Genomic DNA, 25,297 nt, shown 5'->3' with positions numbered 1-25,297 from the left:
GAGCGCGGGCCGGTCAGTGCCTGCCACCGTGTTTCTCGCCCTTGCCTTTGCCCTTTCCCTTCGCCTTGCCGGGCGCCTTACCGCTATCGGACCGCTCGCCGGCTCCCGCCCGGTCGGCCGATCCGGCGGTACGGGCCACGGGGCGCGTGGTACGGCGCGGCGCCGAAGACGGAGACGCGGAGGGACGGGCCGCGTAGACCGTCACCGTCGTGCCGACCGAAACCTGTCCGGACGGCGTGAGCCCGACCACGGTGTCGGCCGTCCGTCCAGGGACGACCTGGTGCCGGACGCCGACGCGCAGGCCCTCCCGGCGCAGCGCCGTGACGACGGAGGTCAGGCGGTGCCCGTAGTAGGCGGTGGGATCGATGGTGACCGTCCGGCGGGCCGGGGCCGCCGACACACTGGTGGCCTGCTCGCGCGCGGACCGTACGTCGGACGGGCTGCGCAGCGCCCACCCGCTCGCTCCGGTGAGCGCCGCGACGGCCACCGCTCCGACGCCGAGCACGAGGGACCGCCGGCTCGCCGGCGCCGGGGCGGCGGGCGCGTCCGGGGACGTGGCCGCGATGGGCGGCCGCTCCTCCTCGGCCACGACGACCGGCCCGGACGGCGCGGCGGCCACCGCCGGATCGTCGTGGAGCCGCCGGGCCCACTCGGCCACGGTCACGGCGTCCGGGCGTACCGCCGGGTCCTTGGCGGTGAGCGCCCGCACGAGGAACCGTACGGGCTCGGGGACGCTGTCGGGGAGTGGCGGGACGGGGCGGTCCCGGTGCGCGATGGCGACCGCCAGCACGTCGTCGCCCTGGAACGGCGGCCGCCCGGCCAGGCACTCCCACGCGATCACGCCCAGGCTGTAGAGGTCGCCGGCGGGCGTCACGGCGTACCCGGCCGCCTGCTCGGGCGCCAGGTAGAGCGGCGTGCCGATCACCTGACCGGTGCGGGTGAGCCGGAGGGTCTCCGGCCCACGCGCGATGCCGAAATCGGTGATCTTCACGCTGCCGTCCGGGCGGACGAGCAGGTTCGCCGGTTTCATGTCGCGATGCACCAGCGCCGCCGCGTGCACGCACGCCAGACCGTCGGCGGCCTGTGCCACGATGTCGACGACGCGACGGGGTGGCAGCGTGCGCTCCCGGGCGAGCACGGCCGACAGCGGCTCTCCGGCGATGAGCTCCATGACGAGGTACGGCCGTTCGTCATCCCGGCCGTCCCCGTAGTCGTGGACCTCCGCGAGGCGCGGATGGGACAGGGCCGCCAGGTGCCGGCCCTCGAGCCGGAGCCGCTCGCGGTACTCCTCGCTGTCGGCGTGCTCCGGCCGCAGGAGCTTGACGGCGACGGTCCGGTCGAGCTCGGTGTCCTCGGCCCGCCAGACCTCTCCGACGCCTCCGGCGGCCAGCAGCTCACACAACCGATAACGTTCCCCGACCACTCTCGGCACCACGGTAGGCATGGCACACCGCCTACCCGTCTGCGCCCGGAACATACCGGTGACGACCTTGAACGTGCGGTTCGTCTGTGACGCCGGTCGCGCCGGAGGTCAGCGTCCGAGCAGGGCCTTCAGCGCGCCGAGGACGGCGGGCCAGGCGCGGGAGAGGGGATCGATCACCGGGAAATGGCCGGTGCCGGTCAGCTCGGTCAGCGTGCAGTCGTCTCCGGCCGCCCGGGCCGCCCGGGCGTACCGGCGCGACTGCTCGACCGGCACGTTCTCGTCCGCCGTCCCGTGCACCAGTACGGACGGCACCGAGGAGGGGAGCAGTGCCAGCGGGTCGGCGAGCGCGGTGCGCTCGGGCAGGTCGCCGGCGGTCCCGCCCAGCAGGGCGTCGGCCGCGCCGTCGCTGAGCCCCTGGCGCGACGCGAGTTCGAGCGCGGCCACCGGGGCGAGCGCGACCACTCCGCGCAGCGGCGGCGGCGCCGGCAGCCGCCAGGGCGCGGAGAGGGGGAGGCGCGTCCGGGAGGCGGCCCACAGCGCGAGGTGCCCGCCCGCCGAGTGACCGAGCAGCACCACGTCCCCGATCCCGCCCGGAACGACCCGGTCCGCGAGCGCGGGAACGGCGTCGACGGCCCGGGCGACGTCGTCGAAGGTGCCCGGCCAGCCGCCGCCGTCCTGCCCGACGCGGCGGTACTCGACCGAGGCGGTGGCGAAGCCGCGGGCGGCCAGGTCGTCGGCCATCGGACCGGTGTGCGCCCGGTCGTACCGGGTGCGCCAGAAGCCGCCGTGCACGATGACGACGAGCGGGGCGGCCGTCCCCGCGCCGTCTCGGGGGAACCGCACGTCGGCGACCTGGTCCGGCAGCTCTCCGTAGGCCACTGTCGCGTCCGGCGATGAGGAGCGCCGTGTCAGCACGTCGTCGGGCTCCGCCGCGCCCGTGCGCCGACCGCTCTGGATGTCGTTCACCCCCCACCTCTACCGAGGTCGCCGTGCTGTCGGCAAGCAGGAAGATCATGGAAGGATCGGCGCCGTGAAGCTGACGAAGCTGGGCCACGCGTGCGTGCGCCTCCGGAAGGACGACCGGGCGATCGTGATAGACCCCGGCGTGTACACCCCGGAGGCCGACGCGCTCGACGGCGCCGACGCGATTCTCATCACGCACGAGCACCCCGACCACCTCGACGCCGACCGCATTCGCCGGGCGCAGGCGGAACACCCCGGGCTGCGGATCTTCGCCAACCGGGCGGTCGCCGAGCAGTTCCCCGATCTCAAGATCCAGCAGGTCGGGCACGGGGACCGGTTCTCCGTGGCCGGATTCGACGTCCAGGTGTACGGGGATCTGCACGCCGCGGGCCACCCGGACGTCCCGCCGGTCGCCAACAGCGGTTTCCTGGTGGACGGCGAGGTCTTCCACCCGGGCGACTCGCTCACCGTTCCGGCGCGGCGCGTGCCGACCCTGCTGACGCCGTGCGACGCGCCGTGGCTCAAGGGGGCGGAGATGGTCGCCTACCTCCGGGAGGTCGCCCCGGATCGGGCGTACTCGATCCACGACGCCTACGTCTCGGAACTCGGCATGGAGGTCGTCGGCTCCTGGTTCGAGTTCGAGGCCGAGCGGTCCGGCGCCGACCTCAGGGTCTTCAGAACGGGGCAGACCATCGACCTGTGACCGGCCGGCACGAAAAGCGCAGTCCATGACGAAGCTCCTGTTCTTGTCTTCTCGTCACGCCGCACCCGTCAAAGAGTCACTGTGCGCCGCGCGGCTCCTTACGCGAGCGTGAGACAGCGTTTTCGTGTGGGTTCTCACCGGCCTCGATCCGGCGCGCCGCCCCTGTGCCGCCACGAGGGTGGGCATCCCGCGGGACCCGGCATAGTCTCTCCCTCATCGCTACCCGGACTGGCGAAGGAGCAGGTCGGCGGCTTGAGCGAACAGACACCCACACCGGCCGCCCGCGAACCGCGGACCGCGGCCGCCCGGCTCACGGTCCGCGACGTCCTCGGCCTGGACCTGGTGACGACCTGGGGGCCGGAGGTCGTGGCCGGCGCCGCGCACCTGGACCGCCCGGTGCGCTGGCTGCACGTCGCCGAGGCCACGGACGTCGCCGTCATGCTGGCCGGTGGGGAGATGGTGCTGACCACGGGCCTGCTGCTGGCCGGGAACGACCAGGCCCAGGCGGACTACATCGAGTCGATGCGGCGCGTGGACGTCGCCGCGGTCGTGCTCGGTCTCGGCCGCGCGTTCCGCACCACGCCCGAACCCATGCGCCGGGCGGCGGAGCGATGCGGAGTGCCGCTCATCGTGCTGCACCGGCCGGCGCCGTTCGTGCGGATGACCGAGGAGGTCCACTCGCGGCTGCTGTACGGCAGGTTCGCCGCGCTCAACCTGTCCGACAACATCCGGTCCTCGCTCACCGCCCTCAACCTGTCCGGGGCCACACTGCAGCAGTTGCTCGACGAGATCGCCTGTTACAGCGGCTGCCCGGTCGTGCTGGTCAACCTGGCCCAGCGGGTCCTCGCCTCGGCCGGCGACCGGGCGTCGCTGAGCGAGCTGCTACGCGACTGGGACCGCGTCTCCCGGCAGGTCGCCGAGCTGGCGGGGAGCGGCCCGGTGACGGTCGAACCCGACGGGTGGATCGTCGTGGACCTGGAGGCGCGGGGCCGGCGGTGGGGCCGGCTGGTGTTCTTCGGGTACGCCGGATCGGAGGAGTCCGGGCTGCTCCTCGGCGCCCGGGCGGCCGAGGCGCTGGCGATGCACCGCCTGCTGGGCGACCGGGACCACGGATGGGAGGAACAGGCCGCGGAGGCGCTGCTGCTGGACCTGGCCTCCGGAGCCGCCCGGCCCGAGCAGCTCTTCACCCGGGTACGCGCCGCCGGGCTGCCCGTGAACCGCCGGACCTTCGTGCCCGTGGTGGTCCGCGTCCTCGACGACGGCCGCACCGACGGCGAACGGGACGACACGCCGGAGCTCGTCGACCGGGCGGTGGCGGAGACGCCGGAGGTGGCGGGGCTGGTCGCCCGGATCGAGCCCGAGGGCACGGCCGCGCTGCTGAGCATCCCGTACGGCGAGGACTCCGACGCCGTCGTATGCCGGGTCGCGGTGCGGGTCCGGGAGGCGCTGGCCCTGCGCGGGCGGCGGGCCGTGCTGGGCGCCGGCTTCGCCTGCTCGGTGCTCGACGAGGTGCGCCGGTCGTTCGTCGAGGCGGTCCACGTCGCGGACGCGGCGGTGGCCGCGCCTCCCGACGGGCCGGTGGCCCGGCTGGGCGACGTCCGCCTGCGGGGACTCGTACGGCTCCTGCGGGACGACCCGGAGCTGCAGGCGTTCATCGAACGCGAGCTCGGCCCGCTGCTGGAGAACCCCTCGCTGCTCGGCGTGCTCCGCACGTACATGGAGACGGGCCGCAACAAGTCCCTCGCCGCCCAGGCGCTGCACGTCAGCCGCCCGACCCTGTACCGCCGGCTGCAGCGCATCGAGGCGCTGCTCGGCATCGACCTGGAGGACTGGGAACGCCTCACCTCCCTGTACGTCGCGCTCCTCGCCCACGAGGGCCAGACCGGCCCCCGGCCCACCCCGCCGGGACGGCCATGACCTCCACGGCCGTCCCGGTCGGGATTCCGCCCGAGCCGTGCGCGGTGGTCAGGCCGGGGCGCCCTCGGCCGGTGCGGTCGCGGTGACGGCCCGTCCGGTCGCGGGGAACAGCCGGGTCAGCAGGATGTACAGCAGGAAGGCCGAGGCCAGGCCCACCGCCCAGCCGTAGTCGGCGAGCGGCTTGAGCGGTGGGATCAGTCCGCCGGCCGGGAACGGGCCGGTGCCGGGCGCCGAGTACGAGCCGCCGATGGCCAGGACGCCGCCGACCGCGAAGGCCGCGACGGCACGCCAGTTCCAGCCGCCGTCGTACCAGTAGCGGCCCTCCGCCCGGTACAGGTCGGCCAGGTCCAGCCGCGTGCGCCGCAGCACCCAGTAGTCGGCGATGAGGATCCCGGCGACGGTGCCGAGCAGGCCGCCGACCGTGCCGAGCCAGGTGAAGATGTACGCCTGCGGGCTGGCCAGCAGCTTCCACGGGAAGATCACCACGCCGATCACCGCGGTGATGAGCGCGCCGGTGCGGAAGGTGACGTGCCGCGGCGCGATGTTGGACAGGTCGAAGGCCGGCGAGACCACGTTGGCGGCGATGTTCACCGAGAGGGTCGCGATCAGCACGGTGACCAGGGCGTACAGGACCGCGGCCCAGTTGTCGAGCCGGGCGGTCAGCTCGATCGGGTCCCAGATCGCCTTGCCGTACACCACCTGAGAACCGGAGGTCACCAGCACCGACAGCAGCGCGAACGCCGTCATGGTGGTGGGCAGCCCCAGCGTCTGGCCCCAGAACTGCGCGCGCTGGTTCGCGCCGTACCGCGTGAAGTCGGGGATGTTCAGCGACAGGGTGGACCAGAAACCGATCATGCCCATGAGCGCCGGGAAGAAGACCTTCCAGAAGCCGGAGCCCCACCCCAGCCTCGACGGCTGGTGCACGATCGGGCCGAACCCGCCGGCCTTGACGCTCATCCAGATCAGCAGCGCGATCGCGCCGACGATGACGAACGGCGCCGCCCAGTTCTCGAACCGGCGCAGCGTCTCCATGCCGCGCATGATGATGCCGATCTGCAGCACCCAGAACAGCGCGAAGGACAGCCACTGCGTCCACGGATAGCCGCCCACGTGCGCGGCGCCGGTCCACCAGTCGCCGAACAGCTTGCCGGCCAGCAGGAAGATGCCGGACCCGCCGATCCAGGTCTGGATGCCGAACCAGGCGCAGGCGACGGCGGCGCGGACCAGCGCGGGAAGGTTCGCGCCCCGGACCCCGAAGGAGGCCCGCGCGAACACCGGGAACGGGATGCCGTAGCGCGGCCCGGCGTGGCCGCTCAGCAGCATCGGCACGAGGACGACGACGTTGGCGAGCGCGATCGTGAGGACCGCCTGCTTCCAGTCCATGCCCAGCGCCACCAGGCTGGAGGCGAGCGTCCAGGAGGCCAGGTTGTGGGCCATGCCGACCCACAGGGCGGTGAAGTTGTAGGTCGTCCACCTCCGCTTGGCGATCGGGACGGGCAGCAGGTCCTCGTTGGCGTACGGGCCGGTGGGTACGGCCGCGTCGGGGAGCTCGACGCGGCCGGCGGAGGCGGTGGGTTCGGCGGGCGAGGGCGAGGTGGCGGTCATGCGCGGCTCCTCGGGAGGGACGGGAACGAGAGGGGGGCCTGAGGCGTGTCCGGTGGATCTCCGTCCGGCTGCGCGGCGCCATGAAGAAGATCCACCGGCCACGCTCTGGGGCGGTCGCCGGCCGCGCCGGGGTCAGCCGGTCAGCGCGGGGATGACGGTCTCGCCGTAGGCGTCGATCGTCGTCTCCTTGGCGTCGTGCATGTCGTAGACGGCGAACTGGTCCACGCCGAGCGCCCGCAGTCGCCGGAGCCTGTCGATGTGGGCCTCGGCCGGTCCGATCAGGCAGAACCGGTCGACGATCTCGTCCGGGACGAACGCGGTGTCCGGGTTGCCGGCGCGGCCGTGGTGGGCGTAGTCGTAGCCCTGGCGGGCCTTGATGTACTCGGTCAGCTCCTCGGGCACCAGGGAGGACGACTCGCCGTACCTGCTGACGAGGTCGGCGACGTGGTTGCCGACCATGCCGCCGAACCATCGGCACTGGTCACGGGCGTGCGCCAGGGCTTCGGGCGAGTCGTCGTCGGTGACGTACGCCGGGGCGGCGACGCAGATCGCGACGTCGGCGGGGTCGCGGCCGGCGGCCACCGCGGCGTCCCGGACCGCCTTGACCATCCACTCGGTCAGGTATACGTCGGCGAGCTGCAGGATGAAGCCGTCGGCCTTCGCGCCGGCGAGGGCGAGGGCCTTCGGCCCGTACGCCGCCATCCAGACCGGCAGCCGGGCGCCCTCCCCGATCCAGGGGATGTGGATGGGCGTGCCGTCGACCTCCGCCGTACGTCCCTCCGCGAGCTCGCGGATGACGTGCATGGCCTCTTCCAGCACGGCGAGGGTGTTCGGCCGGCGGCCCGCCACGCGCATCGCGGAGTCGCCCCGGCCGATGCCGCAGATCGTGCGGTCGCCGAACATCGAGTTGAGCGTGGCGAACGTCGAGGCGGTGACCTCCCAGGTGCGGGTACCGGGGTTCGTGACCATGGGGCCGACGATCAGGCGCTCGGTCCGCGCGAGGATCTGGCTGTAGATCACGAACGGCTCCTGCCAGAGCACCGCGGAGTCGAACGTCCAGCCGTACGTGAAGCCGCGTCCCTCGGCGCGGCGCATCAGCTCGACGACGGCCGAGGCGGGCGGGTCGGTCTGCAGGACGAGTCCGAAGTCCATGAGGCGCGCCTTTCTCAGCCGAGGTAGCGGCAGGTCTCGCGGGCGACGAAGCGGCCGTGACCGGCCCGGCCGGTGTAGGTCCGGTCGTCGATGACGACCTCGCCGCGGGACAGGACGGTCTGGACCCGGCCCGTTACGGTCCGCCCCTCGTACGCCGAGTAGTCGACGTTCATGTGGTGGGTCTCGGCGGACATGACCTGGGTGGCGTCCGGGTCGTAGATCACGATGTCGGCGTCCGCGCCGGGCGCGATCGTGCCCTTGCGGGGGTACAGGCCGAACATGCGGGCCGGGGTCGCGCAGGCGATCTCGATCCAGCGGCGCCGCGAGATGCGGCCGTCCACGACCGCCTGGTGCAGCAGGTCCATGCGGTTCTCGACGCCCGGCAGCCCGTTCGGGATCTTGGAGAAGTCGCCCAGGCCCATCTCCTTCTGGCCCTTGAAGCAGAAGGGGCAGTGGTCGGTGGAGACCACCTGCAGGTCGTTGGTCCGCAGGGCCCGCCACAGATGCGCCTGGTGTTCCTTCGGGCGCAGCGGCGTGGAGCAGACGTACTTCGCGCCCTCGAAGTCCGGCTCGGCGAGGTTGTCGGTGGACAGGAAGAGGTACTGCGGGCAGGTCTCCCCGAAGACGGGCAGCCCGAGGTCGCGGGCCTGGGCGAGCTCGGCGACGGCCTCCGTCGCCGACACGTGCACGACGTACAGCGGCGCTCCGGCGACACGGGCGAGCTGGATCGCGCGGTGCGTGGCCTCGGCCTCCAGCAGCGCGTGGCGGACCTCGCCGTGGTACCGCGGGTCGGTACGGCCGGCGGCCAGGGCCTGCTCGACCAGCACGTCGATGGCGATGCCGTTCTCGGCGTGCATCATGACCAGGCCGCCGTTCCCGGCGGCGCGCTGCATGGCGCGCAGGATCTTCCCGTCGTCGCTGTAGAAGACGCCGGGGTAGGCCATGAAGAGCTTGAAGCTGGTGACGCCCTCGTCGACCAGGCCGTCCATCTCCTTCAACGTGTCCTCGTTGACGTCGGAGAGGATCATGTGGAAGGCGTAGTCGACGGCGCAGTTCCCGTCGGCCTTGGCGTGCCAGGCGTCCAGGCCGGCGCGCAGCGACTCCCCGACGGTCTGCACGGCGAAGTCCACGATCGTGGTGGTGCCGCCCCACGCGGCGGCGCGGGTGCCGGTCTCGAAGGTGTCGACGGCGAACGTCCCGCCGAACGGCATCTCCATGTGGGTGTGCGCGTCCACGCCGCCCGGGATGACGTACCTGCCGGAGGCGTCGAGCACGCGGTCGGCGGACTCGGCCCAGGCGCGCGCGACGTCGCTGTCGTGCGCGGCGAGCGCGGTGACCCGGCCGCCTTCGATGAGGATGTCGGCGTTCGTCTCGTCGGCGGCGGTGATGACCAGCCCGCCGCGGATCACGGTGGTCCCCATGCGGTCGGCTCCTCTCAGTTCTCGACGAGCGGGCCGTAGGCGTCCGGGCGGCGGTCCCGGTAGAACGCCCACTGCTGCCGGACCTCGTCGATCAGGCCGAAGTCGAGGTCGCGGACGACCAGCTCCTCCTCCTTGCCGGAGGCCACGTCGCCGACGAACTGGCCGCGCGGGTCCACGAAGTAGCTGGTGCCGTAGAAGTCGTTGTCGCCGTACTCCTCCACGCCGACCCGGTTGATCGCGGCGACGAAGTACTCGTTGGCGACGGCCGCGGCGGGCTGCTCCAGCTTCCACAGGTACGACGACAGGCCCCGGTGCGTGGCCGACGGGTTGTAGACGAGCTGGGCGCCGGCCAGGCCGAGCGCGCGCCAGCCCTCCGGGAAGTGCCGGTCGTAGCAGATGTAGACGCCGACGCGGCCGACGGCCGTGTCGAACACCGGCCAGCCGAGGTTGCCGGGCCGGAAGTAGAACTTCTCCCAGAAGCCCTTGACCTGCGGGATGTGATGCTTGCGGTACTTTCCGAGGAAGGCGCCGTCGGCGTCGATGACGGCGGCGGTGTTGTAGTAGAACCCCGACTGCTCGACCTCGTAGACGGGGACCACCATGACCATGCCGAGCTCGCGGGCGAGCTCGCGCATCCGCCGCACGGTCGGGCCGTCCGGCACCGGCTCGGCCCACCGGTAGTGCTCGGCGTCCTGCACCTGGCAGAAGTACGGAGCGTTGAAGACCTCCTGGAAACCGATGACCTTCGCGCCCTGGGCGGCGGCCGCGCGGGCGTGCTCCTCGTGTTTGGCGATCATCGTCTCGGTGTCACCCGTCCAGGTCGCCTGGACCAGGGCCGCGCGTACGATCGGGCTCATCGGATCTTCCCTTCGGAAAGCATGAGCAACGCAGGGGAGAAGCGGACTCCCTGCCCTTATGACGGCTGACGCTACGAGCCGCCCGGCGCGTCGTACAGTGCCACCGTGTAACGGGATCCGGCGGCCCCGTTGCACCTCGTCACCTGCGCCGATGCCCGTTCACGGGATTGTTATGCCGAGGGACGCGATGCGTGAATTCCGCGTTTCCGCCGGCGAATGTCACCGGGGCCGTCGCCCCCCTGAACGGGTGGGCGACGGCCCCGAGGTCCGGTCGGCGCCGGACGCGTTCCGGCGGTCAGGCGGTGGCGGCGGTCAGGCGGTGGCGGCGGCCTCCTGGGCCGGCGGCTGTTCGGCGACCTCCTCCCGGACCCCGCCGCGCAGGGCGACCAGGGCGAGCAGGCAGGACAGCAGCGCCGCCGCCCCGCAGACGACGAACCCGATCGCGTACCCGTGCCCCAGGGCGTCCAGCGCGAGCGGCGCCGCGCCGCAGGGCGGCGACGAGGGCGGCACGGAGTTCACCGCGAGCGGCCCGCCCTCGGCGGCGACGTGTCCCGCCGCGGCCTTGATCTGCGGACTCAGCGTCGAGCCGGCCAGGTCGGAGGTGAACTGTGACGCGGCGCGGCTCAGCGCGACCGCGCCGATCACCGCCGGGCCCAGCGTGAACCCGAAGTCGCGCAGCAGGCTCGTCGCGGCGCTGGCCATCCCGGCGTAGTGGATCGGCACCGTGTTCACGGCGGTCGCGGTGATGGAGGAGACGGTCAGCGCGAATCCGACGCCCACCAGGCCGAGCGGCAGGATGAGCGAGGTCAGCGCCCGGTCGGAGACGGGCAGGGTCGCGGCGGTGAAGTCGCCGGCCGCCATGAGCGCCAGGCCGATGGTGAGGATCCAGCGGCCGGCCAGCCGGTCCAGCAGCCGGGACGTGATCGGCAGCATCACCAGCGCCAGGCCGTTGAGCAGCAGGAACGCCACGGAGGAGCGCATCGGGCTCTGGTGCTGGATCGGGCCGAGCCGGATGCTCGCCGCGTACGCCGTGCCGAGGAAGCTGAACATGCCGACCACGGCCACGAACGACGCGATGGCGAAGGCCCGGTTGGTGAACAGGCCGAGCCGCAGCAGGGGCGAGCGGGCCCGGCGCTCGGCGACGATGAACAGCACCACGAAGACCGCCGCGATGACGAACGCCGTGATCACCGGTCCGGAGCCCCAGCCGTCGGCCGGCCCCTGGATGACGCCGTAGAGCAGCGCGAACAGGCCGACGCCGATCGTGACCTGGCCGCCCAGGTCCAGTGAGCGGCCCTCGGGCGCGCTGGAGTTCGCGGCCAGCAGCAGGCTGACGAGGGTGCTGGCGGCGGCGATCAGCGTCACGACGACGAAGGCCCACCGCCAGGACCCGTAATTTCCGGTGATGCCGCCGAGCACGGGGGCGATGAAGCCGCCGGTGGACAGCGACGCCGCCCAGATCGCGATGGCCCGGGACCGGGCCTGGTGCGTGCGGGTCCCGGCGGCCACCATGGCCAGCGAGGTCGGGAAGAGCGCGGCCGCGCCCAGGCCGGCGATCGCCTGTCCGGCCCACAGCAGGTGGACGCCGTGGCTCGCGGCCGCGACGACCTCACCGACGACGATCAGGGCCGAGCCGCCGACCAGCAGCCGCTTGCGGCCGAAGAGGTCGCCGAGCACGCCGAAGGTCAGCTCCAGGACGGTGACGGGCAGCAGGAACGCGTCGGAGATCCAGGTGAGCTGCGATCCGATCGGGTGCAGGTCCTCCTGGAACAGGCCGTTGAGGGTGGCGGGAATGGCGAGGGCGATCTGGGCGAGGCAGACGGCGAGGCAGCCCGCGACGAGCGTGCCGAGCGGGAGCCTGGCCGGCCCCGGGTCCGTGGGTTCGCGAAGCGACATGGGGGTTCCCTGGAGTGCGGAAGAGAGGGGACGGCGACGGGTCAGGAGTCGCGGGCGCCGACGAGGCGGCCGGGCCGGTAGGTGACGAAGGCGGCGCCGCCGAGGTTCAGCGACTCCGCGGCACGCTGCAGGGACGCCGGCTCCGCGACCCGGTCCCAGCGACCGGTCGCGACGCGGTGATCGATCGCGTGCACGCCCGCCACGATCTCGGCCGTGGTGAACGCGCAGTGGCCCTGCCGGGCGACGTACGCCTGCCGGAGCAGGGCCCCGTCCCCGGCCGCCCGGACCCGCACGGCGAACGCGGACTCCTGCTCGACGGGGACGAGCTGGTCCGACGTGGTGTGCAGGTCGAGCAGCGGCACGGCCAGGCGCTGCCCCGCCGTGGAGGTCTCCCGCAGCGAGCGGCGGGCCTTCGGGTCGGCCGTCAGGCGCGCGCCCCGGGTCAGCGCGGTCAGGTCGGCGCGCAGGTCCAGACCGGCCCGACGGTACAGGGTGCGGACCTCGGCGGCGTGTTCGGAGGCGCGCAGCAGCGCCGTGTAGTCGATGCCGGCGTTCCCCGACGTGTTGCCGCCCGCCGACTGTTCGATGGACCAGCGGCCGTTCTCGATGAACGCGAGCAGTCCCTGGCTCAGCCAGGCGTACTGCTGGGCCTCCTGCCCCGCGGCGTCGCCGGCGGAGGGCGGGTTCTGGCCGGGGGCCCAGTCGCTCTGGTTGAGGTACGCGGCGGCGAGCGCGATCCTGGCCCGTCCCTGAGGTGTCGCCTGGGCGGCGGTGACCGCGCCGGTCAGCCGCTGTGCCGTCGCGGCGGCCTCCTGGGCGTCGGTGAAGCCGGTGAGTTTCACCTCCTGGCCGGGCAGCAGGAGGGAGGCGATGGCGTACTCGGCGTCCAACTGGTAGTCGTCCAGGTCGACTCCGCCGGCCACCAGGCCGCACAGCCCGAGGGCGCCGGCCACGCGGCCGGCCCCGTCGCGGGAGATGCGGGCGTTCACCAGCCCGCCCATGGACTCGCCGACGGACAGGGTCCGGAACGGCCGGGCGACCGCGCGGGTGAAGGCGTCCAGGGTGGCGAACTGGTCGCGCTCGGCGCTGTTCAGCGCCCACCAGGAGCCGTGCGGGTCGTAGGAGGAGCCGGCGAGGGCGTAGCCCTCGGCGAGGAGCGCGGAGCGCGCCTCGCCGGACGGGGCGTCCTGCGCCACGGTCGGTCCGTAGCCGTGGCTGAACAGCAGGAGCGTCCCGTTCCAGCGGGCCGGCACGTCCGCGATCCAGGTGGCACCGTCGGCGAGGGTGCCGGTGGTGTAGGTGCCGGTGGTGTGGGAGGGGGCGGCAGACGCCGCGGCGGTGGCGGCTCCGGTGAGGGCGGTCGCGCCGAGGGCTACGGCGGCGCCGAGGGCTACGGCGGCGCCGAGGGCTACGGGGAGGCGGAGAAGGCGTCGAGGCACGGAAGCGCTCCGTTCTCGGGGGACTTGTGGCCTGAGGCACATGAGACAACGGCTCGAATGTAGGGCTGTATTTTTACCATCGTCAAGAGTCTGCCGAATGTTCGCCGAGCGGACGCGGCGCTCACCGGTCCGTGCCGCCTCGGACCCGTCGGCGATAGGCGGCGGACTTGGACTTGTTGCCGCAGGCCGCCATCCCGCACCAGCGGCGTCGCCCCGCATGGGAGACGTCCAGGAAGAGCCTGCTGCAGTCCGGGTGCGCGCACTCGCGGACGCGGCAGGCCTGCGGACCGGCCAGCAGGTCGATGGCGTCCCGAGCCAGCGTGGAGAGCGCCTGGTCGAGGTCCCCTCGGTGTCGAACGGTGCCGTCGGCCAGGCAGGGGACCGTCGGCGGGTGGGCGGCGACCTCGTTGAGCCGTCGTACGTCGGCGGGGTCGGACGGGGCGGCGGTGAGCGCGGCGCGGGCGAGCCGGTGGATCACCTCGCGGAGCTCGCGGAGCCGTACGAGGCCCGCGTCGTCGACGGCGACCCGCTCGGCCAGCCCCGCCTGCTCGATCCAGTCCCGGGCATCGTGCGGGGTGCGCAGGGTCTCGACGGGTTCGCGATGGCGGACCTGGAGCGTCGTCGTGAGGTCGAGGCAGGGCCGACCGCTGAGAAAGGTGAACACGTCACCATATTGACCGGTGACGCGGATTCGTGCCACCGTGGCGTCACCGCACTGTGTGGTGACGTGAGGAGCTGAGGCCGTGCATGCCGGACACCCCGACGGGGAGATCGCCAGGGGACTGGTCCGGTACGTTCCGGCGGCGGTCCTCGCGCGGGGCGCCGACGGCGGGGCGGCGGTGGGACTCGTCCTGCTGGCCATGAGTCCGGGACTCGACGTGCCCGGGGCCGCCGCGACCGGCGGCCTCCTGGCGGGCGCGCTGAGCGCGCCGCACCTGTTCGGGCCCTGGACGGCCCGCCGCCTGGACCGGGCCCGTGACGCGCGGCGGGTGCTCGCGACGGCGTTCCTGCTCTACGCGGTGGCGCTGGCGGCCGGGTCGCTGCTGCTCGGCCGGGCCCCCGTCTGGGCGGCGGTCGTGGCGGTGGCCGTGGCCGGCTGCTGCGGTCCCCTGCTCACGGGCGGGATGAGCAGCCGGCTGCCCGGGACGTCCGGGGCGGACGGCCCGGCCCGGCGCCGCGCCCAGGGCTGGGACGCGCTCACGTACGGCATCGGCGGCACCGCCGGCCCGGCCGCGGTCGCCGGCCTGGCGGGGCTGTTCGGGCCGCTCACCGCGATGCTCGGGCTGAGCGGCGCGGCCGCCGTCGCCGCCGGCCTGACGTTGGCCCTCCCCCGGGAACATCTCACCGGTCCGTCCGCGGAGCGCGCGCCGGGCGCCCTGGCGGGCATGGGGGTGCTGGTCAGGTCCGCGCCGCTGCGGCGGGTGACGACGATGACGCTGCTCAACGCGCTGTGCCTGGGCGCGATGCCGGTCATCGCGGTCGTGCTCGGCCCGCACCTGACGGCCCGGCCCGGCGCGGGCGCCACCCTGACCGTCGCCTGCGGGCTGGGCAACCTCGGCGGCTCCCTGCTCGTGACGGTCTTCCCGCTGCGCGGGGAGCCCGAACGGCTCGCGCTCCGGCTGTTCGCCGGACTGGCCGTCACGCTCGCCCTGGCCGCCGTGACCCCGGGCCTCCCGCTCGCCCTCGCCGGATTCGCGCTGATCGGCGTCGCCAACGCCCTGTCCTTCACCGCGACGCTGACCGCGCGCACGGCGTACGCGCCGGTCGCCGCCCGCGCGCAGGTGTTCGTCACCAGCGCCGGGCTGAAGATCGCGGTGTCCTCGGTCGGGTCCGCCGCGGCCGGCGCGATGGCGGGCCTCGGCGGCCGTACGCTGCTCCTGCTCTGCGCCGGAGTCGGGGCCGTCGCGGTCCTCTCCGCCGGCGCGGACCGCCTGGCGTGCCGCCGGCGGGACCGCGCGGCCGCGGCACCTCGCCCGGCCGACGCGCCGGCCCCACCGCGGCGCGTGGCCGGTTAGCCCGCCGGAACCCGGTCAGGCGTAGAAGCGGTAGACCGCCTGGGCGACGCAGGCGGGGCGGTCGACGCCGTCGATCTCGACCGTGAGGTCCACGACCAGCTCGACGCCGTCGCCCTTCACCTCGGTGACCGAGGCGATCGCGCCGTGCGCCCGGATCTTCGCGCCGACGCGGACGGGGGAGGGGAGACGTACCCGGTTGAGGCCGAGGTTGACGGCCATCCGCACGCCGGTGACCTCGAGCAGCTCGCTCCACAGGGGGATGAGCAGGGACAACGTGAGGTAGCCGTGCGCGATCGTCCCGCCGAACGGGCCGTCCTTGGCCCGCTCCTCGTCGACGTGGATCCACTGGTGGTCGTCGGTCGCGTCGGCGAAGGTGTTCACCCGGTCCTGGGTGATCTCCATCCACCGGCTGTGCCCGAGGTCGGCGCCGGCCTGGGCCTTGATCTCGTCCAGGCCGTTGACGGTGACGGTCACGGGATCTCCTTCGTTGTGGGGTGGAGCGTCACGGCCGCCTGCTCGTCGCCGTGGGCGGCGCGGATGGCGGGCTTGAGCAGTTTGCCGCTGGGAGTGCGCGGCAGATCGTCGGTGAAGACGACCGACTTGGGAATCTTGTACCGGGCCAGTCGGCCCTCCAGGTACGTCAGCAGGTCCTTCTCGCCGGTGGCGGTGCCCGGTTCAGAGACCACGACGGCGCGGCCGACCTCGCCCCAGCGGGGGTCCGGGACGCCGATGACCGCGCAGTCGCGCACCGCGGGGTGCTCGAGCAGGGCGTCCTCCACCTCGGCGGGATAGATGTTCTCCCCACCGGAAATGATCACGTCCTTGAGCCGGTCGGCGATCCTGATGTGCCCGTCCTCGTCGGCCGCCGCGACGTCGCCGGTGTGGAACCACCCGTCGCTGATCGACTCGGCGGTGGCCTGGGGCAGGCCCCAGTACCCGGCGGTGACGTTCGGGCCCTTGACCAGCACCTCGCCGCGTCGGCCGGGCGGGACGTCGTCGCCGAGCGGGTCCACGAGCCGTACGTCGGTGAAGAAGTGCGGAACGCCGGCGGAGCCGGCCTTGCCGAGGGAGTCGGCCCGGTCCAGCAGCAGCACGCCGGGGGACGCCTCGGTCATCCCGTAGCCCTGGACGAAGGCGAGCCCGCGGTCGAGGTAGGTCCGGATGGTCCGGGCCGGCACCGGCGCGCCCCCGCACAGCAGCGACCGCACGCTGGACAGGTCCGCGTCGGCGAAGCCGGGGTCGGCGGCGATCCGGTCGTACATCGCGGGCACCCCGAACAGGGAGGTGACGCGGTGCCGCGCGATCAGTTCGAGGGTCCGCGTGGCGTCGAAGGACCGCTCCAGGACCACCGTGCCGCCCTTGAGCAGGGTCGGCAGGCAGGTCATGTTGAGGGCCGCGGTGTGGAAGAGCGGCGCGCTGACCAGCGTGACCTCGTCGCCGGACAGGTCGACGTCGACCAGGACGTTGACGCTGTTCCAGGTGATGTTGCCGTGGGTGAGCACGGTGCCCTTGGGCCGGCCGGTCGTCCCCGAGGTGTACATGATCAGGCAGGTGTCGCCGAGCCCGACGTCCTCGTCGATCGGCTCGGCGGAGGACGCCTCGATCAGCGCGTCGTACGGCAGGTCGGCCGGGTGCGCCGGGTCGCCGACCGCGATGCCCGCCCGGGGCGCGGCCCCGTCGTGGACGGCCTGGAGGGTCGCCGGGCTCCGGTCCGCGTGCACGAGGACCGAGCTGCCGGAGTCGTGGAGCTGGTAGACGAGCTCCGGGTCGGCGAGACGGCTGTTCAGCGGCACGAACACGGCGCCGAGGAGTCCCGTGGCGAACAGTGTCTCCAGGTAGGCCGGATGGTTCGGGCCCAGGTAGGCGACCCGGTCCCCGCGCCGTACGCCGCGGTCGCGCAGGACGTGCGCCAGGCGCGTGGCACGGTCGTGCAGCGCGGCGTAGCTCAGGCGGCGGTCGCCGAAGACCAGGGCCGTACGCTTCGGGGTCTTACGGGCGCGGCGCGCGGTCCACGAGCCGATGCCTTGATTGCGCATTGGAGGGCTCCTCTCGCCCAGCGGGTGCGCGGTGGATCTGGAGATCGCCGCCGGAACCGGGTCAGTCGCGGGTCAGACCGAGCAGCCGCGCGGCGTTCTCCTTGAGGATCCCGGGACGGACCTCGTCCTTGATGGGCAGCTTGGCGAAGTCCGCCAGCCAGCGATCGGGACTGATCATCGGGTAGTCCGAGCCGAAGAGGACCTTGTCCTTCAGCAACGTGTTGGCGTACTGCACGAGCTGCGGCGGGAAGTACTTCGGCGACCAGCCGGACAGGTCGATGTACACCTTCGGCTTGTGGGTGGCGACCGCGAGCGCCTCGTCCTGCCAGGGGAAGGACGGGTGCGCGAGGATGATCGTGAGTTCGGGGAAGTCGGCGGCGACGTCGTCCACGTCCATCGGGTTGGAGTACTTCAGCCGGACGCCGCCCCCGCCGGGCGCGCCCGCGCCGATGCCCGTCTGCCCGGTGTGGAAGACCGCGGGCACGCCCAGCTCCTCCATCACCTCGTAGAGGACGTACGCCCGCCGGTCGTTCGGGTGGAACGCCTGCACGTTGGGGTGGAACTTGAACCCCCGGACACCGTGCTCCTCGACCAGGCGCCGCACCTGCCGTGCGCCGGCCTTCCCGCGGGCCGGGTCGACGCTGGCGAACGGGATGATGACGTCCGGGTTGGAGCGGGCCGCCTCGGCGACCTCCTCGTTCGGGACCGGCGGGTGGCCGGTGGCCGCCTCGGCGTCCACGGTGAACACCACGGCGGCCATCCGCCGCTCGCGGTAGTACGCGGCGATCTCGGTCAGCGTCGGGTGGCGGTGTTCGGTCTTGAAGTACGCGCCGGCGGCGGCGTCCAGCTCGGCGGACAGCGAGTGGTCGCCGCGCTCGGACACCTCCGCGTGGGTGTGCATGTCGATCGCCGTGACGGCGTCCAGGTCGATCATGGTGGTCTCCCGCCCGGTCACAGCTTCGGCGCCGGGATGCCGTACGTCTCGGGGTGTCGCCCGACCGACACGGACCAGGCGGCCGCGATGGCGTCGCCGCTCCACCCGCCGTCGGCGTACGCCGTGCTGATCTCCCGCGGGTGGGACCACAGCGAGAGGCCGTCGCCGCCGATCCCGACGCACTGGCCGGTGACGTCCTTGGCCGCGTCGGAGGCGAGGTAGACGACGAGCCCGGCGCAGTCCTCGGGCGTACCGAAGGCGTATCCCTTGCGCAGCGCGTCCGGCAGGGGAGTGCCGTCGTTCTCGTAGGCCTCGACGTACGGGGCGAACGCCGGGATGGTCCGGGTCATCGCGGTGGCCGCGTTGGGGATGACCGCGTTCGCGGTGATCCCGGCCCTGGCCAGCTCCATCGCCCAGGTGCGCACCATCGCGGCGATGCCGGCCTTCGCGGCGGCGTAGTTGGTCTGGCCGAAGTTGCCGCGCTGACCGGCTGGGGAGCCCGCCACGATGACGCGGCCGCCCTCGCCCTGCTCCCGCATGCGGATCGCCGCCGCGCGGACGCAGGTGAACGTCCCGCGCAGGTGCACCTGGATCACGGTGTCGAAGTCCTCGTCCGACATCTTCCACAGCACCCGGTCGCGCAGCACACCGGCGTTGGTGACCATCGCGTCCAGCCGGCCGAACTCGTCCACGGCACGGGCGACCAGCGCCTCGGCGGTCTCCGTGGTGCCGACCGGGCGCACCTCGGCGACCGCCCGGCCGCCGGCCTCGGTGATCTCCTTGACCGCCGTCCGTGCGGCGTCGCCGTCCACGTCGTTCACCACCACGGCCGCGCCGGCGGCGGCGAGCGCGGAGGCGTAGGCGAGACCGAGGCCACGACCGGCGCCGGTGACGACGGCGACCTTGCCGGTGAGATCCATGGGGTTCCTTTCCGGCCAGGGGGATGTCTCTGGCATCGCCCAAATTAGGCAGTTCTCCGACGTCGGTCAATATCCTGCCCAACTTTTGCTCGTGGGGCCGCCCGTCCGGGGTGCCGAGCACCTACGCTGTCCTGGTGACCCGAATCGATCAGGTCGAACCCGAGGCGTCCTCGGTCACCGGCCTCGACGGGGGCGACGCCGCGGAGAGCGCACCCCGCCCCCAGTCGCTGATGCTGAGCTTCTTCGGCATCCACGTTCTGGACCGCCCGGTCGCGCTCTCATCCGCCAGCGTCATCGACGTCCTGGCGCGCGTCGGGGTGGGGGAGGACGCCGTACGCTCGACGCTCACCCGGATGGTCCGCCGCGACCTGCTCGAGCGCCACCGGCGTGGCCGCAAGATGTACTTCGGCCTCACGCCCCGCGCCGTCGAGGTGCTGCGGGACGGGCACCGGCGCATCTGGCAGACCGGCGCGGTGAACCGCGCCTGGGACGGCACGTGGACCGTCGTGGGCTTCTCGCTGCCCGACTCATGGCGGCGGGAGCGGCACGACCTGCGCTCCCGTCTGCTGTGGGGCGGATTCGGGCCGCTGCAGAGCGGCATGTGGGCGGCGCCCGGCCGCGTCGACGTGGCCGCGCTGGTCGACGGGCTCGGACTCGACGCGCACCTCAAGGCGTTCCAGGGCGCCTCCGTGGCGCCCACCGACGCCGCCCGGCTGATCGAGGCGGCCTTCGACGTGCCCGGCATCGCCCGCCGCTACCAGGAGTTCCTGACCCGCTGGGACCGGCCGGAGCCCGCCGCCGAGCTCGACGACCTCGCCCGGCAGTTGCTGCTGCACACCGACTGGCTCGACCTCGTACGCCGCGATCCCCACCTGCCCGCCGAGCACCTGCCCGACGACTGGCCCGCGGTCCGCGCCGAGCAGGTCTTCCACTCCCTCGCCCACCGTTACGACGAGCCGGCCCGCGCCCGCGCCGCCGAGATCCTCGACGGCATCACGCCGTCCGAGGACTGAGCGGCCGGACGGTACCTCAGCGGGCCGGGTCTCAGCGGGCCGGGTCTCAGGGGCGGGGCCTCAGCGCACGGGGTCCGGGGCCGCCGCGGAGTCCTCGATCCGCATGATCGACGGCCGCTCGGTGGCGCGCAGGTCACGGGCCACGGCCTCGGCGTCCCGCAGCACGCGCAGGGCGTTCTGCCAGGTCAGCTTGGCGAGGTCGGGCTCGCTCCAGCCGCGGCCGAGCAGTTCGGCGATGAGGTTCGGGTAGCCGGAGACGTCCTCCAGCCCGGCGGGCAGGAACGGGGTGCCGTCGTAGTCCCCGCCGAGGCCGAGGTGGTCGATCCCCGCCACCTCGCGCATGTGGTCCAGGTGGTCGGCCACGGTGGCGACCGTCGCGACGGGCCGCGGGTGGGCCGCCTCGTACGCCCGCCGCGCCTCCTCGGCCTCCGGCGTCGCGGCCAGCGGGTCGAGACCCTGGGCGCGCACGTACTCGTCGGCCGCCCGCGTCCAGGCGATCGCCTCGGGCAGCACGAACTTCGGCACGAACGTGGCCATGGCGACCCCGCCGTTGGCGGGCAGCCGTTCGAGCACGTCGTCGGGGATGTTGCGCGGGTGATCGCAGACCGCCCGCGACGAGGAGTGCGAGAAGATCACCGGGGCCCGGCTCACCCGCAGCGCGTCCCGCATCGTGTCGGCCGACACGTGGGACAGGTCGACCAGCATGCCGAGCCGGTTCATCTCCCGCACGACCTCCTCGCCGAAGGCGGTCAGGCCGTGCGCGACCGGCTCGTCGGTCGCGGAGTCGGCCCACGGCACGTTGTCGTTGTGCGTGAGCGTCATGTAGCGGACCCCGAGCTCGTAGAGGCCGCGCAGGGTCGCCAGCGAGCACGCGATCGAGTGCCCGCCCTCCGCGCCCAGCAGCGAGGCGATGCGCCCCTCGGCGCGGGCCGCGTCCACCTCGTCGGCGGTACGGGCGAGCCGCAGGTCGCCGGGGTAGCGTTCGACCAGCGCCCGTACGCAGTCGATCTGCTCCAGCGTGGCGCTGACCGCCGCGTCGCCCGCCAGGGCCGACGGGACGTACACCGACCAGAACTGCGCGCCGACCCCGCCGGCGCGCAGCCGGGGCAGGTCGGTGTGCAGGAGGCCGGACTGGTCCGCCGCGACGTCACGACGGTCCAGGTCGTAGCCGACCTGCTCGCGCAGGGCCCACGGAAGGTCGTTGTGCCCGTCCACCACCGGGTGCTCGGCCAGCAGCGCGCGGGCGCGCTCCACCATGGCCGGATCGGCGACATATCCCATCGCTGCCTGCGTCCCCACTGTGCTCACGTGATCGTTCTCCTGCCTCTCCCAGCCTAGACCGAGCATGCCCAGGGCCCGCCCGCCCGGGTCGCGGCCGCGCCGACGGCGGTCAGCCGCCTGGGCAGTCACAGGCGCCACCGCTGTAGCAGGGGCAGTAGCCCGACTTAACGGGCGCGGGGCGGGGCGGCTGGATCCGGTGGATGTCACGCGCGGCGCCCACGCCCACCGTCATGCCGTAGGCGATCCCCGGCAGCACTCCCACGACGATGAACACGACGGTCGCGACCCGCCGCCGGGTCACCACGCTGAGGAAGACGGCCGCGAAGGGCAGCACCAGCGCGCAGCCGACCGACGCGATCAGGAGTCGGTCGGAATGAAGCTTCTCCCGGGCGCCGACCTGACAGCCCTCGAAACAGATCATCGGATCGAGCGCCGCGAAGAAGAACGCGACCGTGCCGCAGATCCAGCCGAGGGTGAGAAGGACCAGTGCCACCCCGGTGACGGTCCGCGCCGTCGTGCGCGGTCGGAGCCTCGTGTCGATCATGTGAGCAGCATCCCGGCGCCGCCGCCCGCCGGGCAGAGTACAAGTACTCAGACTCCGGGCCCATGTTCCTCCGGAGGTATGCCTCCCCGGCAGGTCGGTTACGCTGACGAAGGGGGCCCGATGAACGCGACGCCGGAAGCCCGAGGCGCGGGGTCCGGGAGCCTGCCGGAGGATCTGACCAGCTTCGTGGGCCGCCGTCGGCTGACGGACACCGCCCGGCGGTTCCTGGCGGACTCCCGGCTGGTCACCCTGACCGGTGTGGGCGGGGTGGGCAAGACCCGGCTGGCCGTGCATGTGGCGCGGCAGGTATGTCGCGCGTTCCGGGACGGCGTCCGATTCGTGGAGCTCGCGGACGTGGACGACCCGTCGCTGGTGCCCACCGCGGTCGCCGCGGAGCTGCGGCTGCCGGAGGCGTCGGTCCGCGAGCTCACGGCCGTGCTGGTCGATTACCTGGCGGACAAACAGCTGCTGATCGTCCTCGACAACTGTGAGCATCTGCTCCAGTGCTGTGCGGGCCTGGTCGGGGACCTGCTGAGGACGGCCTCCGGGGTGCGGGTGCTGGCCACCAGCCGTGAGCCGATGATGATCAGCGGCGAGCGCGTGCTGGAGGTCGAGCCCCTGCCGGTGCCGAGCGCGCAGGTCGTCGTCTCGGACGCCACGATGGACGAGTATCCGGCGTTGCGCCTGTTCCAGGACCGGGCCTCGGCGGTCGTGCCGGGCTTCTCGGTGAATCCCGGGAACGCGTCCGTCGTGACCTCGGTGTGCCGGCGACTCGACGGGCTGCCGTTGGCGATCGAGCTGGCGGCCGCCTGGCTGCGCGTCCTGTCGCTCGAGCAGTTGTCGGCGCGGCTGGAGGACCGGTTCCGGCTGCTGAAGACCGGCGAGCAGGGCACGCCGGCACGGCACCGGACGCTCCGCGCCGCGGTGCAGTGGAGCTTCGACCTGTGCTCCACGTCCGAACGCCTCCTCTGGTCGCGGCTTTCGGTCTTCACCGGAGAGTTCGACCTCGACGCGGCCGAGGCGGTCTGCGCGGGCGACGGACTGGACGTGTTCACCGCGATGTCGGGGCTGCTGGACAAGTCGATCATCGTGCGCTGCGGCGGGGGACCGCGCGCGTGGTACCGCATGCTGGAGACCATCCGGCAGTACGGGGCCGAACGCCTCGCCGACGCCGGAGAGGCTCCGCGCCTGCGGTGCACACACCGCGACTACTTCCTGCGGGAGGCGGAACGGGCCGACGCGTGCGCATGCGGGCCACGTCAGGGCGAGTGGGTCAGGCGGCTGACGGCGGAGCGGGGCAACCTCTGGGCGGCGCTGGAGTTCTGCCTCGACGAGCCCGCCCAGGCGCGCGCGGGGCTCCGGATGGCCGACGCGCTGTGGTTCTACTGGGTCGGCTGCGGGTTCGTCCGCGAGGGCGCGCACTGGCTGGGGCGCGCGCTGGCCCTGGACCCCGAGCCGAGCCATGAGCGCGTACGCGCGCTGTGGATCGACGGCTGGATCGCCTTCCTCCGTGGGGAGAACGCCACCAGCCTCGTGCTGCTGCGGCAGGCCCGGGAGCTGGCCGGTGAACTGGACGACGAGGCCGACCGGATCTACGCGCTGCAGTTCTACGCCGAGGCGGAGATGTTCGTCGGGAACCTGGACGTCGCGGTGCCGATGCTGGAGCAGGCGCTGGCCGGGCATCGCGCGTCGGGGGCGTGGACGGCGCCGGCACTGTTGATCTTCGGGCAGCGCGCCCGCCCGGCGGTGCTGGCCGGTGACATCGACCTCGCGGTGGCCCTGCTCACCGAGTGCCTATCCATCTGCGACTCCCTCGGCGAGCGCTGGACGCGGTCCTGGTCCGAGTGGAACCTGGGCGTCGCGTACTGGACCACCGGTGCCCTGAGGAAGGCGGCGGCGCACCTGCGATCGTCCCTGCGGGCGAAGCAGGACCTCGTCGACCGGCTCGGGATTCCCTTCTGCGTCGAGCTGCTGGGGTGGGTGGCGATCTCGGCCGGTCGGACCGACCGGGCCGCGGTGCTGTTCGGGGCCGCGGACGCGGGCTGGGACCTGATCGGCAGGCCACTGTTCGGCTTCGACACGTTGCTGAGATGGCGCAGGCAGAACCGCGCGCGGTGCCGTGAGTCGCTCGGTGACGCCGGCTTCGCGGCCGCGTGCCGGCGAGGAGCCCTCATGCCCCAGTCTGAGCTGGTCGGCTTCGCCCTCGAGGAGGAGCCCTCGGAGGAACCGGCGGCGGTCGTCGTCGCGCCGTCGGCCGCGGCCGACCAGGCGTTGACGAAGCGCGAGCGTCAGGTCGCCGAGATGGTCGCCCGGGGCATGACCAACAAGGAGATCGCGGAGAACCTGCTCATCGCGCAGCGCACCGCCGAGAGTCACATCGAGAAGATCTTGAGCAAGCTCGGCTTCACCTCGCGTACGCAGATCGCCGTCTGGGCCGCCCACCGCCGGAGGCCGTGACGCCGCGCCCGGCGGAGCGCGAGCCGTTCAGCGAGCCGTCCGCCCCGGCGAGACCGGGGAGGCGATCCCCGGTCTCGCCGGGCCGGGTGCGCGGCTCGCCGGGAGACCGCGCGGCCGGCGGTCCGGACGACCGGGGACGGCTTACCGGACGACGCGGAACCAGAGGTTCGTGGCGAGCGGCGTCTCGCTCTGGCTCAGGCGTTCGAGCCGGACCTTGTGGCCGCCGGCGTGGTCGAAGAGACGGACGCCGTCGCCGAGCAGGAGCGGCGCGATGAAGACCAGGAGCTCGTCGACCAGCCCGGCGGTGAGGCACTGCCGGGCGACCTCGGCGCCGAGGATGTTGACGTACTTGTCGCCGGCGGCCTCCTTGGCCGCCGCGACCGCCTTCTGGAGATCGTCGACGAAGGTGACGCCGGGGACGGGGTCGGCCGGCGCGTGGTGGGTGAGCACGAACTGCGGGCCCTCCCAGCCGCCGCCGAACGGCTTGCCCTCCTTCTCCGTTCCCCGGTGCGGATCGTCGCCGCCGAAGGTGCGCTTCCCGACCAGGAGGGCGCCGATCCGTTCGATGACGTCCGTCACCACCGGGTTCGGTCCGATGTACGGCGTCAGCCAGGACATGTCCCCGCCCGGACCGGCGATGAAGCCGTCCAGTGACATGCTGACCGAGTAGAGCATCTTCGCCATGACCTACCTGCTCTCGTGTGGATGCGCGTGTGGTCCT

21 protein-coding genes are annotated in these 25,297 nt (G+C 73.1%); 5 read left to right on the top strand and 16 right to left on the bottom strand.

The window, feature by feature from the left end:
• Nucleotides 1-13: 13 nt before the first annotated feature.
• A complete protein-coding gene (locus ABD978_RS05120; protein WP_345349070.1) occupies nucleotides 14-1,435 on the bottom strand; it encodes a serine/threonine-protein kinase in 1,422 nt (473 codons plus the stop codon).
• A 96-nt stretch (nucleotides 1,436-1,531) separates the two neighbouring features.
• The gene (locus ABD978_RS05115; protein ID WP_345349067.1) at nucleotides 1,532-2,389 is read right to left on the bottom strand and encodes an alpha/beta hydrolase family protein; all 858 of its coding nucleotides are present in this window, start codon (nucleotides 2,387-2,389) and stop codon (nucleotides 1,532-1,534) included.
• Nucleotides 2,390-2,453: 64 nt separating this feature from the next.
• Between ABD978_RS05115 and ABD978_RS05110 the strand changes: the two genes are divergently transcribed.
• Both ABD978_RS05110 and ABD978_RS05105 read left to right on the top strand, forming a co-directional pair.
• Entirely contained in the window at nucleotides 2,454-3,089 is a 636-nt protein-coding gene (locus ABD978_RS05110) for an MBL fold metallo-hydrolase (RefSeq protein ID WP_345349064.1), read from the top strand.
• A 252-nt stretch (nucleotides 3,090-3,341) separates the two neighbouring features.
• Nucleotides 3,342-5,006, top strand: coding sequence for a PucR family transcriptional regulator (locus ABD978_RS05105; protein ID WP_345349061.1), 1,665 nt, complete (start codon nucleotides 3,342-3,344; stop codon nucleotides 5,004-5,006).
• Nucleotides 5,007-5,054: 48 nt separating this feature from the next.
• On the opposite strand, the gene ABD978_RS05100 is transcribed toward ABD978_RS05105, so the two are convergent.
• From ABD978_RS05100 to ABD978_RS05070, 7 genes are all read right to left on the bottom strand, one after another.
• A complete protein-coding gene (locus ABD978_RS05100; RefSeq protein WP_345349058.1) occupies nucleotides 5,055-6,611 on the bottom strand; it encodes an NCS1 family nucleobase:cation symporter-1 in 1,557 nt (518 codons plus the stop codon).
• A gap of 132 nt (nucleotides 6,612-6,743) precedes the next feature.
• The gene (locus ABD978_RS05095; RefSeq protein ID WP_345349055.1) at nucleotides 6,744-7,763 is read right to left on the bottom strand and encodes a TIGR03842 family LLM class F420-dependent oxidoreductase; all 1,020 of its coding nucleotides are present in this window, start codon (nucleotides 7,761-7,763) and stop codon (nucleotides 6,744-6,746) included.
• A gap of 14 nt (nucleotides 7,764-7,777) precedes the next feature.
• Nucleotides 7,778-9,184: a dihydropyrimidinase gene (gene hydA / locus ABD978_RS05090; RefSeq protein WP_345349053.1), complete on the bottom strand. Its 1,407-nt coding sequence runs from the start codon at nucleotides 9,182-9,184 to the stop codon at nucleotides 7,778-7,780.
• A gap of 14 nt (nucleotides 9,185-9,198) precedes the next feature.
• On the bottom strand, nucleotides 9,199-10,041 hold the full coding sequence (locus tag ABD978_RS05085) for a nitrilase-related carbon-nitrogen hydrolase (protein WP_345349051.1): 843 nt from the start codon (nucleotides 10,039-10,041) through the stop codon (nucleotides 9,199-9,201).
• Nucleotides 10,042-10,353: 312 nt separating this feature from the next.
• The gene (locus tag ABD978_RS05080; protein WP_345349049.1) at nucleotides 10,354-11,937 is read right to left on the bottom strand and encodes an MFS transporter; all 1,584 of its coding nucleotides are present in this window, start codon (nucleotides 11,935-11,937) and stop codon (nucleotides 10,354-10,356) included.
• Nucleotides 11,938-11,978: 41 nt separating this feature from the next.
• Nucleotides 11,979-13,376, bottom strand: a complete 1,398-nt coding sequence (locus ABD978_RS05075; protein ID WP_345349047.1) for a hypothetical protein — start codon at nucleotides 13,374-13,376, stop codon at nucleotides 11,979-11,981.
• 121 nt (nucleotides 13,377-13,497) lie between these two features.
• Nucleotides 13,498-14,040 (bottom strand): CGNR zinc finger domain-containing protein, encoded by a 543-nt coding sequence (locus ABD978_RS05070; RefSeq protein ID WP_345349044.1) that lies wholly within the window; start codon nucleotides 14,038-14,040, stop codon nucleotides 13,498-13,500.
• Nucleotides 14,041-14,119: 79 nt separating this feature from the next.
• On the opposite strand from ABD978_RS05070, the gene ABD978_RS05065 reads away from it, so the two are divergent.
• Nucleotides 14,120-15,391, top strand: coding sequence for an MFS transporter (locus ABD978_RS05065; RefSeq protein ID WP_345349041.1), 1,272 nt, complete (start codon nucleotides 14,120-14,122; stop codon nucleotides 15,389-15,391).
• 15 nt (nucleotides 15,392-15,406) lie between these two features.
• Here the strand turns inward: ABD978_RS05065 and ABD978_RS05060 are convergent, their stop codons facing one another.
• The 4 genes from ABD978_RS05060 to ABD978_RS05045 form a co-directional block, all read right to left on the bottom strand.
• Complete coding sequence (locus ABD978_RS05060) at nucleotides 15,407-15,865, bottom strand: MaoC family dehydratase (protein WP_345349038.1); 459 nt, start codon at nucleotides 15,863-15,865, stop codon at nucleotides 15,407-15,409.
• Nucleotides 15,862-17,427, bottom strand: a complete 1,566-nt coding sequence (locus ABD978_RS05055; protein WP_345349035.1) for an acyl-CoA synthetase — start codon at nucleotides 17,425-17,427, stop codon at nucleotides 15,862-15,864. The genes ABD978_RS05060 and ABD978_RS05055 overlap by 4 nt, the downstream gene beginning before the upstream one ends.
• Nucleotides 17,428-17,488: 61 nt before the next feature.
• Nucleotides 17,489-18,361 (bottom strand): amidohydrolase family protein, encoded by an 873-nt coding sequence (locus ABD978_RS05050; RefSeq protein ID WP_345349032.1) that lies wholly within the window; start codon nucleotides 18,359-18,361, stop codon nucleotides 17,489-17,491.
• A gap of 17 nt (nucleotides 18,362-18,378) precedes the next feature.
• Entirely contained in the window at nucleotides 18,379-19,281 is a 903-nt protein-coding gene (locus ABD978_RS05045; RefSeq protein WP_345349029.1) for an SDR family oxidoreductase, read from the bottom strand.
• Between the two features lie 134 nt (nucleotides 19,282-19,415).
• Here ABD978_RS05045 and ABD978_RS05040 point away from each other — a divergent pair, with 134 nt between their 5' ends.
• The gene (locus ABD978_RS05040; protein ID WP_345349026.1) at nucleotides 19,416-20,294 is read left to right on the top strand and encodes a PaaX family transcriptional regulator; all 879 of its coding nucleotides are present in this window, start codon (nucleotides 19,416-19,418) and stop codon (nucleotides 20,292-20,294) included.
• Between the two features lie 60 nt (nucleotides 20,295-20,354).
• Here the strand turns inward: ABD978_RS05040 and ABD978_RS05035 are convergent, their stop codons facing one another.
• Both ABD978_RS05035 and ABD978_RS05030 read right to left on the bottom strand, forming a co-directional pair.
• Nucleotides 20,355-21,602, bottom strand: a complete 1,248-nt coding sequence (locus tag ABD978_RS05035) for a dipeptidase (protein ID WP_345349023.1) — start codon at nucleotides 21,600-21,602, stop codon at nucleotides 20,355-20,357.
• A gap of 82 nt (nucleotides 21,603-21,684) precedes the next feature.
• Nucleotides 21,685-22,119 (bottom strand): DUF6234 family protein, encoded by a 435-nt coding sequence (locus ABD978_RS05030; protein WP_345349020.1) that lies wholly within the window; start codon nucleotides 22,117-22,119, stop codon nucleotides 21,685-21,687.
• Nucleotides 22,120-22,239: 120 nt separating this feature from the next.
• Between ABD978_RS05030 and ABD978_RS05025 the strand changes: the two genes are divergently transcribed.
• Nucleotides 22,240-24,576, top strand: coding sequence for an ATP-binding protein (locus ABD978_RS05025; RefSeq protein WP_345349017.1), 2,337 nt, complete (start codon nucleotides 22,240-22,242; stop codon nucleotides 24,574-24,576).
• Nucleotides 24,577-24,717: 141 nt separating this feature from the next.
• Here ABD978_RS05025 and ABD978_RS05020 read toward each other — a convergent pair whose 3' ends face one another.
• Entirely contained in the window at nucleotides 24,718-25,260 is a 543-nt protein-coding gene (locus tag ABD978_RS05020; RefSeq protein ID WP_345349014.1) for a dihydrofolate reductase family protein, read from the bottom strand.
• Nucleotides 25,261-25,297 lie beyond the last annotated feature (37 nt).

Source organism: Actinoallomurus liliacearum, assembly GCF_039542035.1.
Lineage (GTDB): Bacteria > Actinomycetota > Actinomycetes > Streptosporangiales > Streptosporangiaceae > Actinoallomurus > Actinoallomurus liliacearum.
Note: the sequence above shows the minus strand (reverse complement) of the source record. Positions and strands in the feature narration are given on the sequence as shown.

Excerpts from the sequence above, each read along its gene's own strand:
- ABD978_RS05055 (WP_345349035.1), bottom strand. The coding sequence starts at position 17,427 with ATGCGCAATCAAGGCATCGGCTCGTGGACCGCGCGCCGCGCCCGTAAG.
- ABD978_RS05025 (WP_345349017.1), top strand. The coding sequence starts at position 22,240 with ATGAACGCGACGCCGGAAGCCCGAGGCGCGGGGTCCGGGAGCCTGCCG.
- ABD978_RS05020 (WP_345349014.1), bottom strand. The coding sequence starts at position 25,260 with ATGGCGAAGATGCTCTACTCGGTCAGCATGTCACTGGACGGCTTCATC.
- hydA (WP_345349053.1), bottom strand. The coding sequence starts at position 9,184 with ATGGGGACCACCGTGATCCGCGGCGGGCTGGTCATCACCGCCGCCGAC.
- ABD978_RS05080 (WP_345349049.1), bottom strand. The coding sequence starts at position 11,937 with ATGTCGCTTCGCGAACCCACGGACCCGGGGCCGGCCAGGCTCCCGCTC.
- ABD978_RS05085 (WP_345349051.1), bottom strand. The coding sequence starts at position 10,041 with ATGAGCCCGATCGTACGCGCGGCCCTGGTCCAGGCGACCTGGACGGGT.
- ABD978_RS05050 (WP_345349032.1), bottom strand. The coding sequence starts at position 18,361 with ATGATCGACCTGGACGCCGTCACGGCGATCGACATGCACACCCACGCG.
- ABD978_RS05095 (WP_345349055.1), bottom strand. The coding sequence starts at position 7,763 with ATGGACTTCGGACTCGTCCTGCAGACCGACCCGCCCGCCTCGGCCGTC.
- ABD978_RS05030 (WP_345349020.1), bottom strand. The coding sequence starts at position 22,119 with ATGATCGACACGAGGCTCCGACCGCGCACGACGGCGCGGACCGTCACC.
- ABD978_RS05100 (WP_345349058.1), bottom strand. The coding sequence starts at position 6,611 with ATGACCGCCACCTCGCCCTCGCCCGCCGAACCCACCGCCTCCGCCGGC.
- ABD978_RS05045 (WP_345349029.1), bottom strand. The coding sequence starts at position 19,281 with ATGGATCTCACCGGCAAGGTCGCCGTCGTCACCGGCGCCGGTCGTGGC.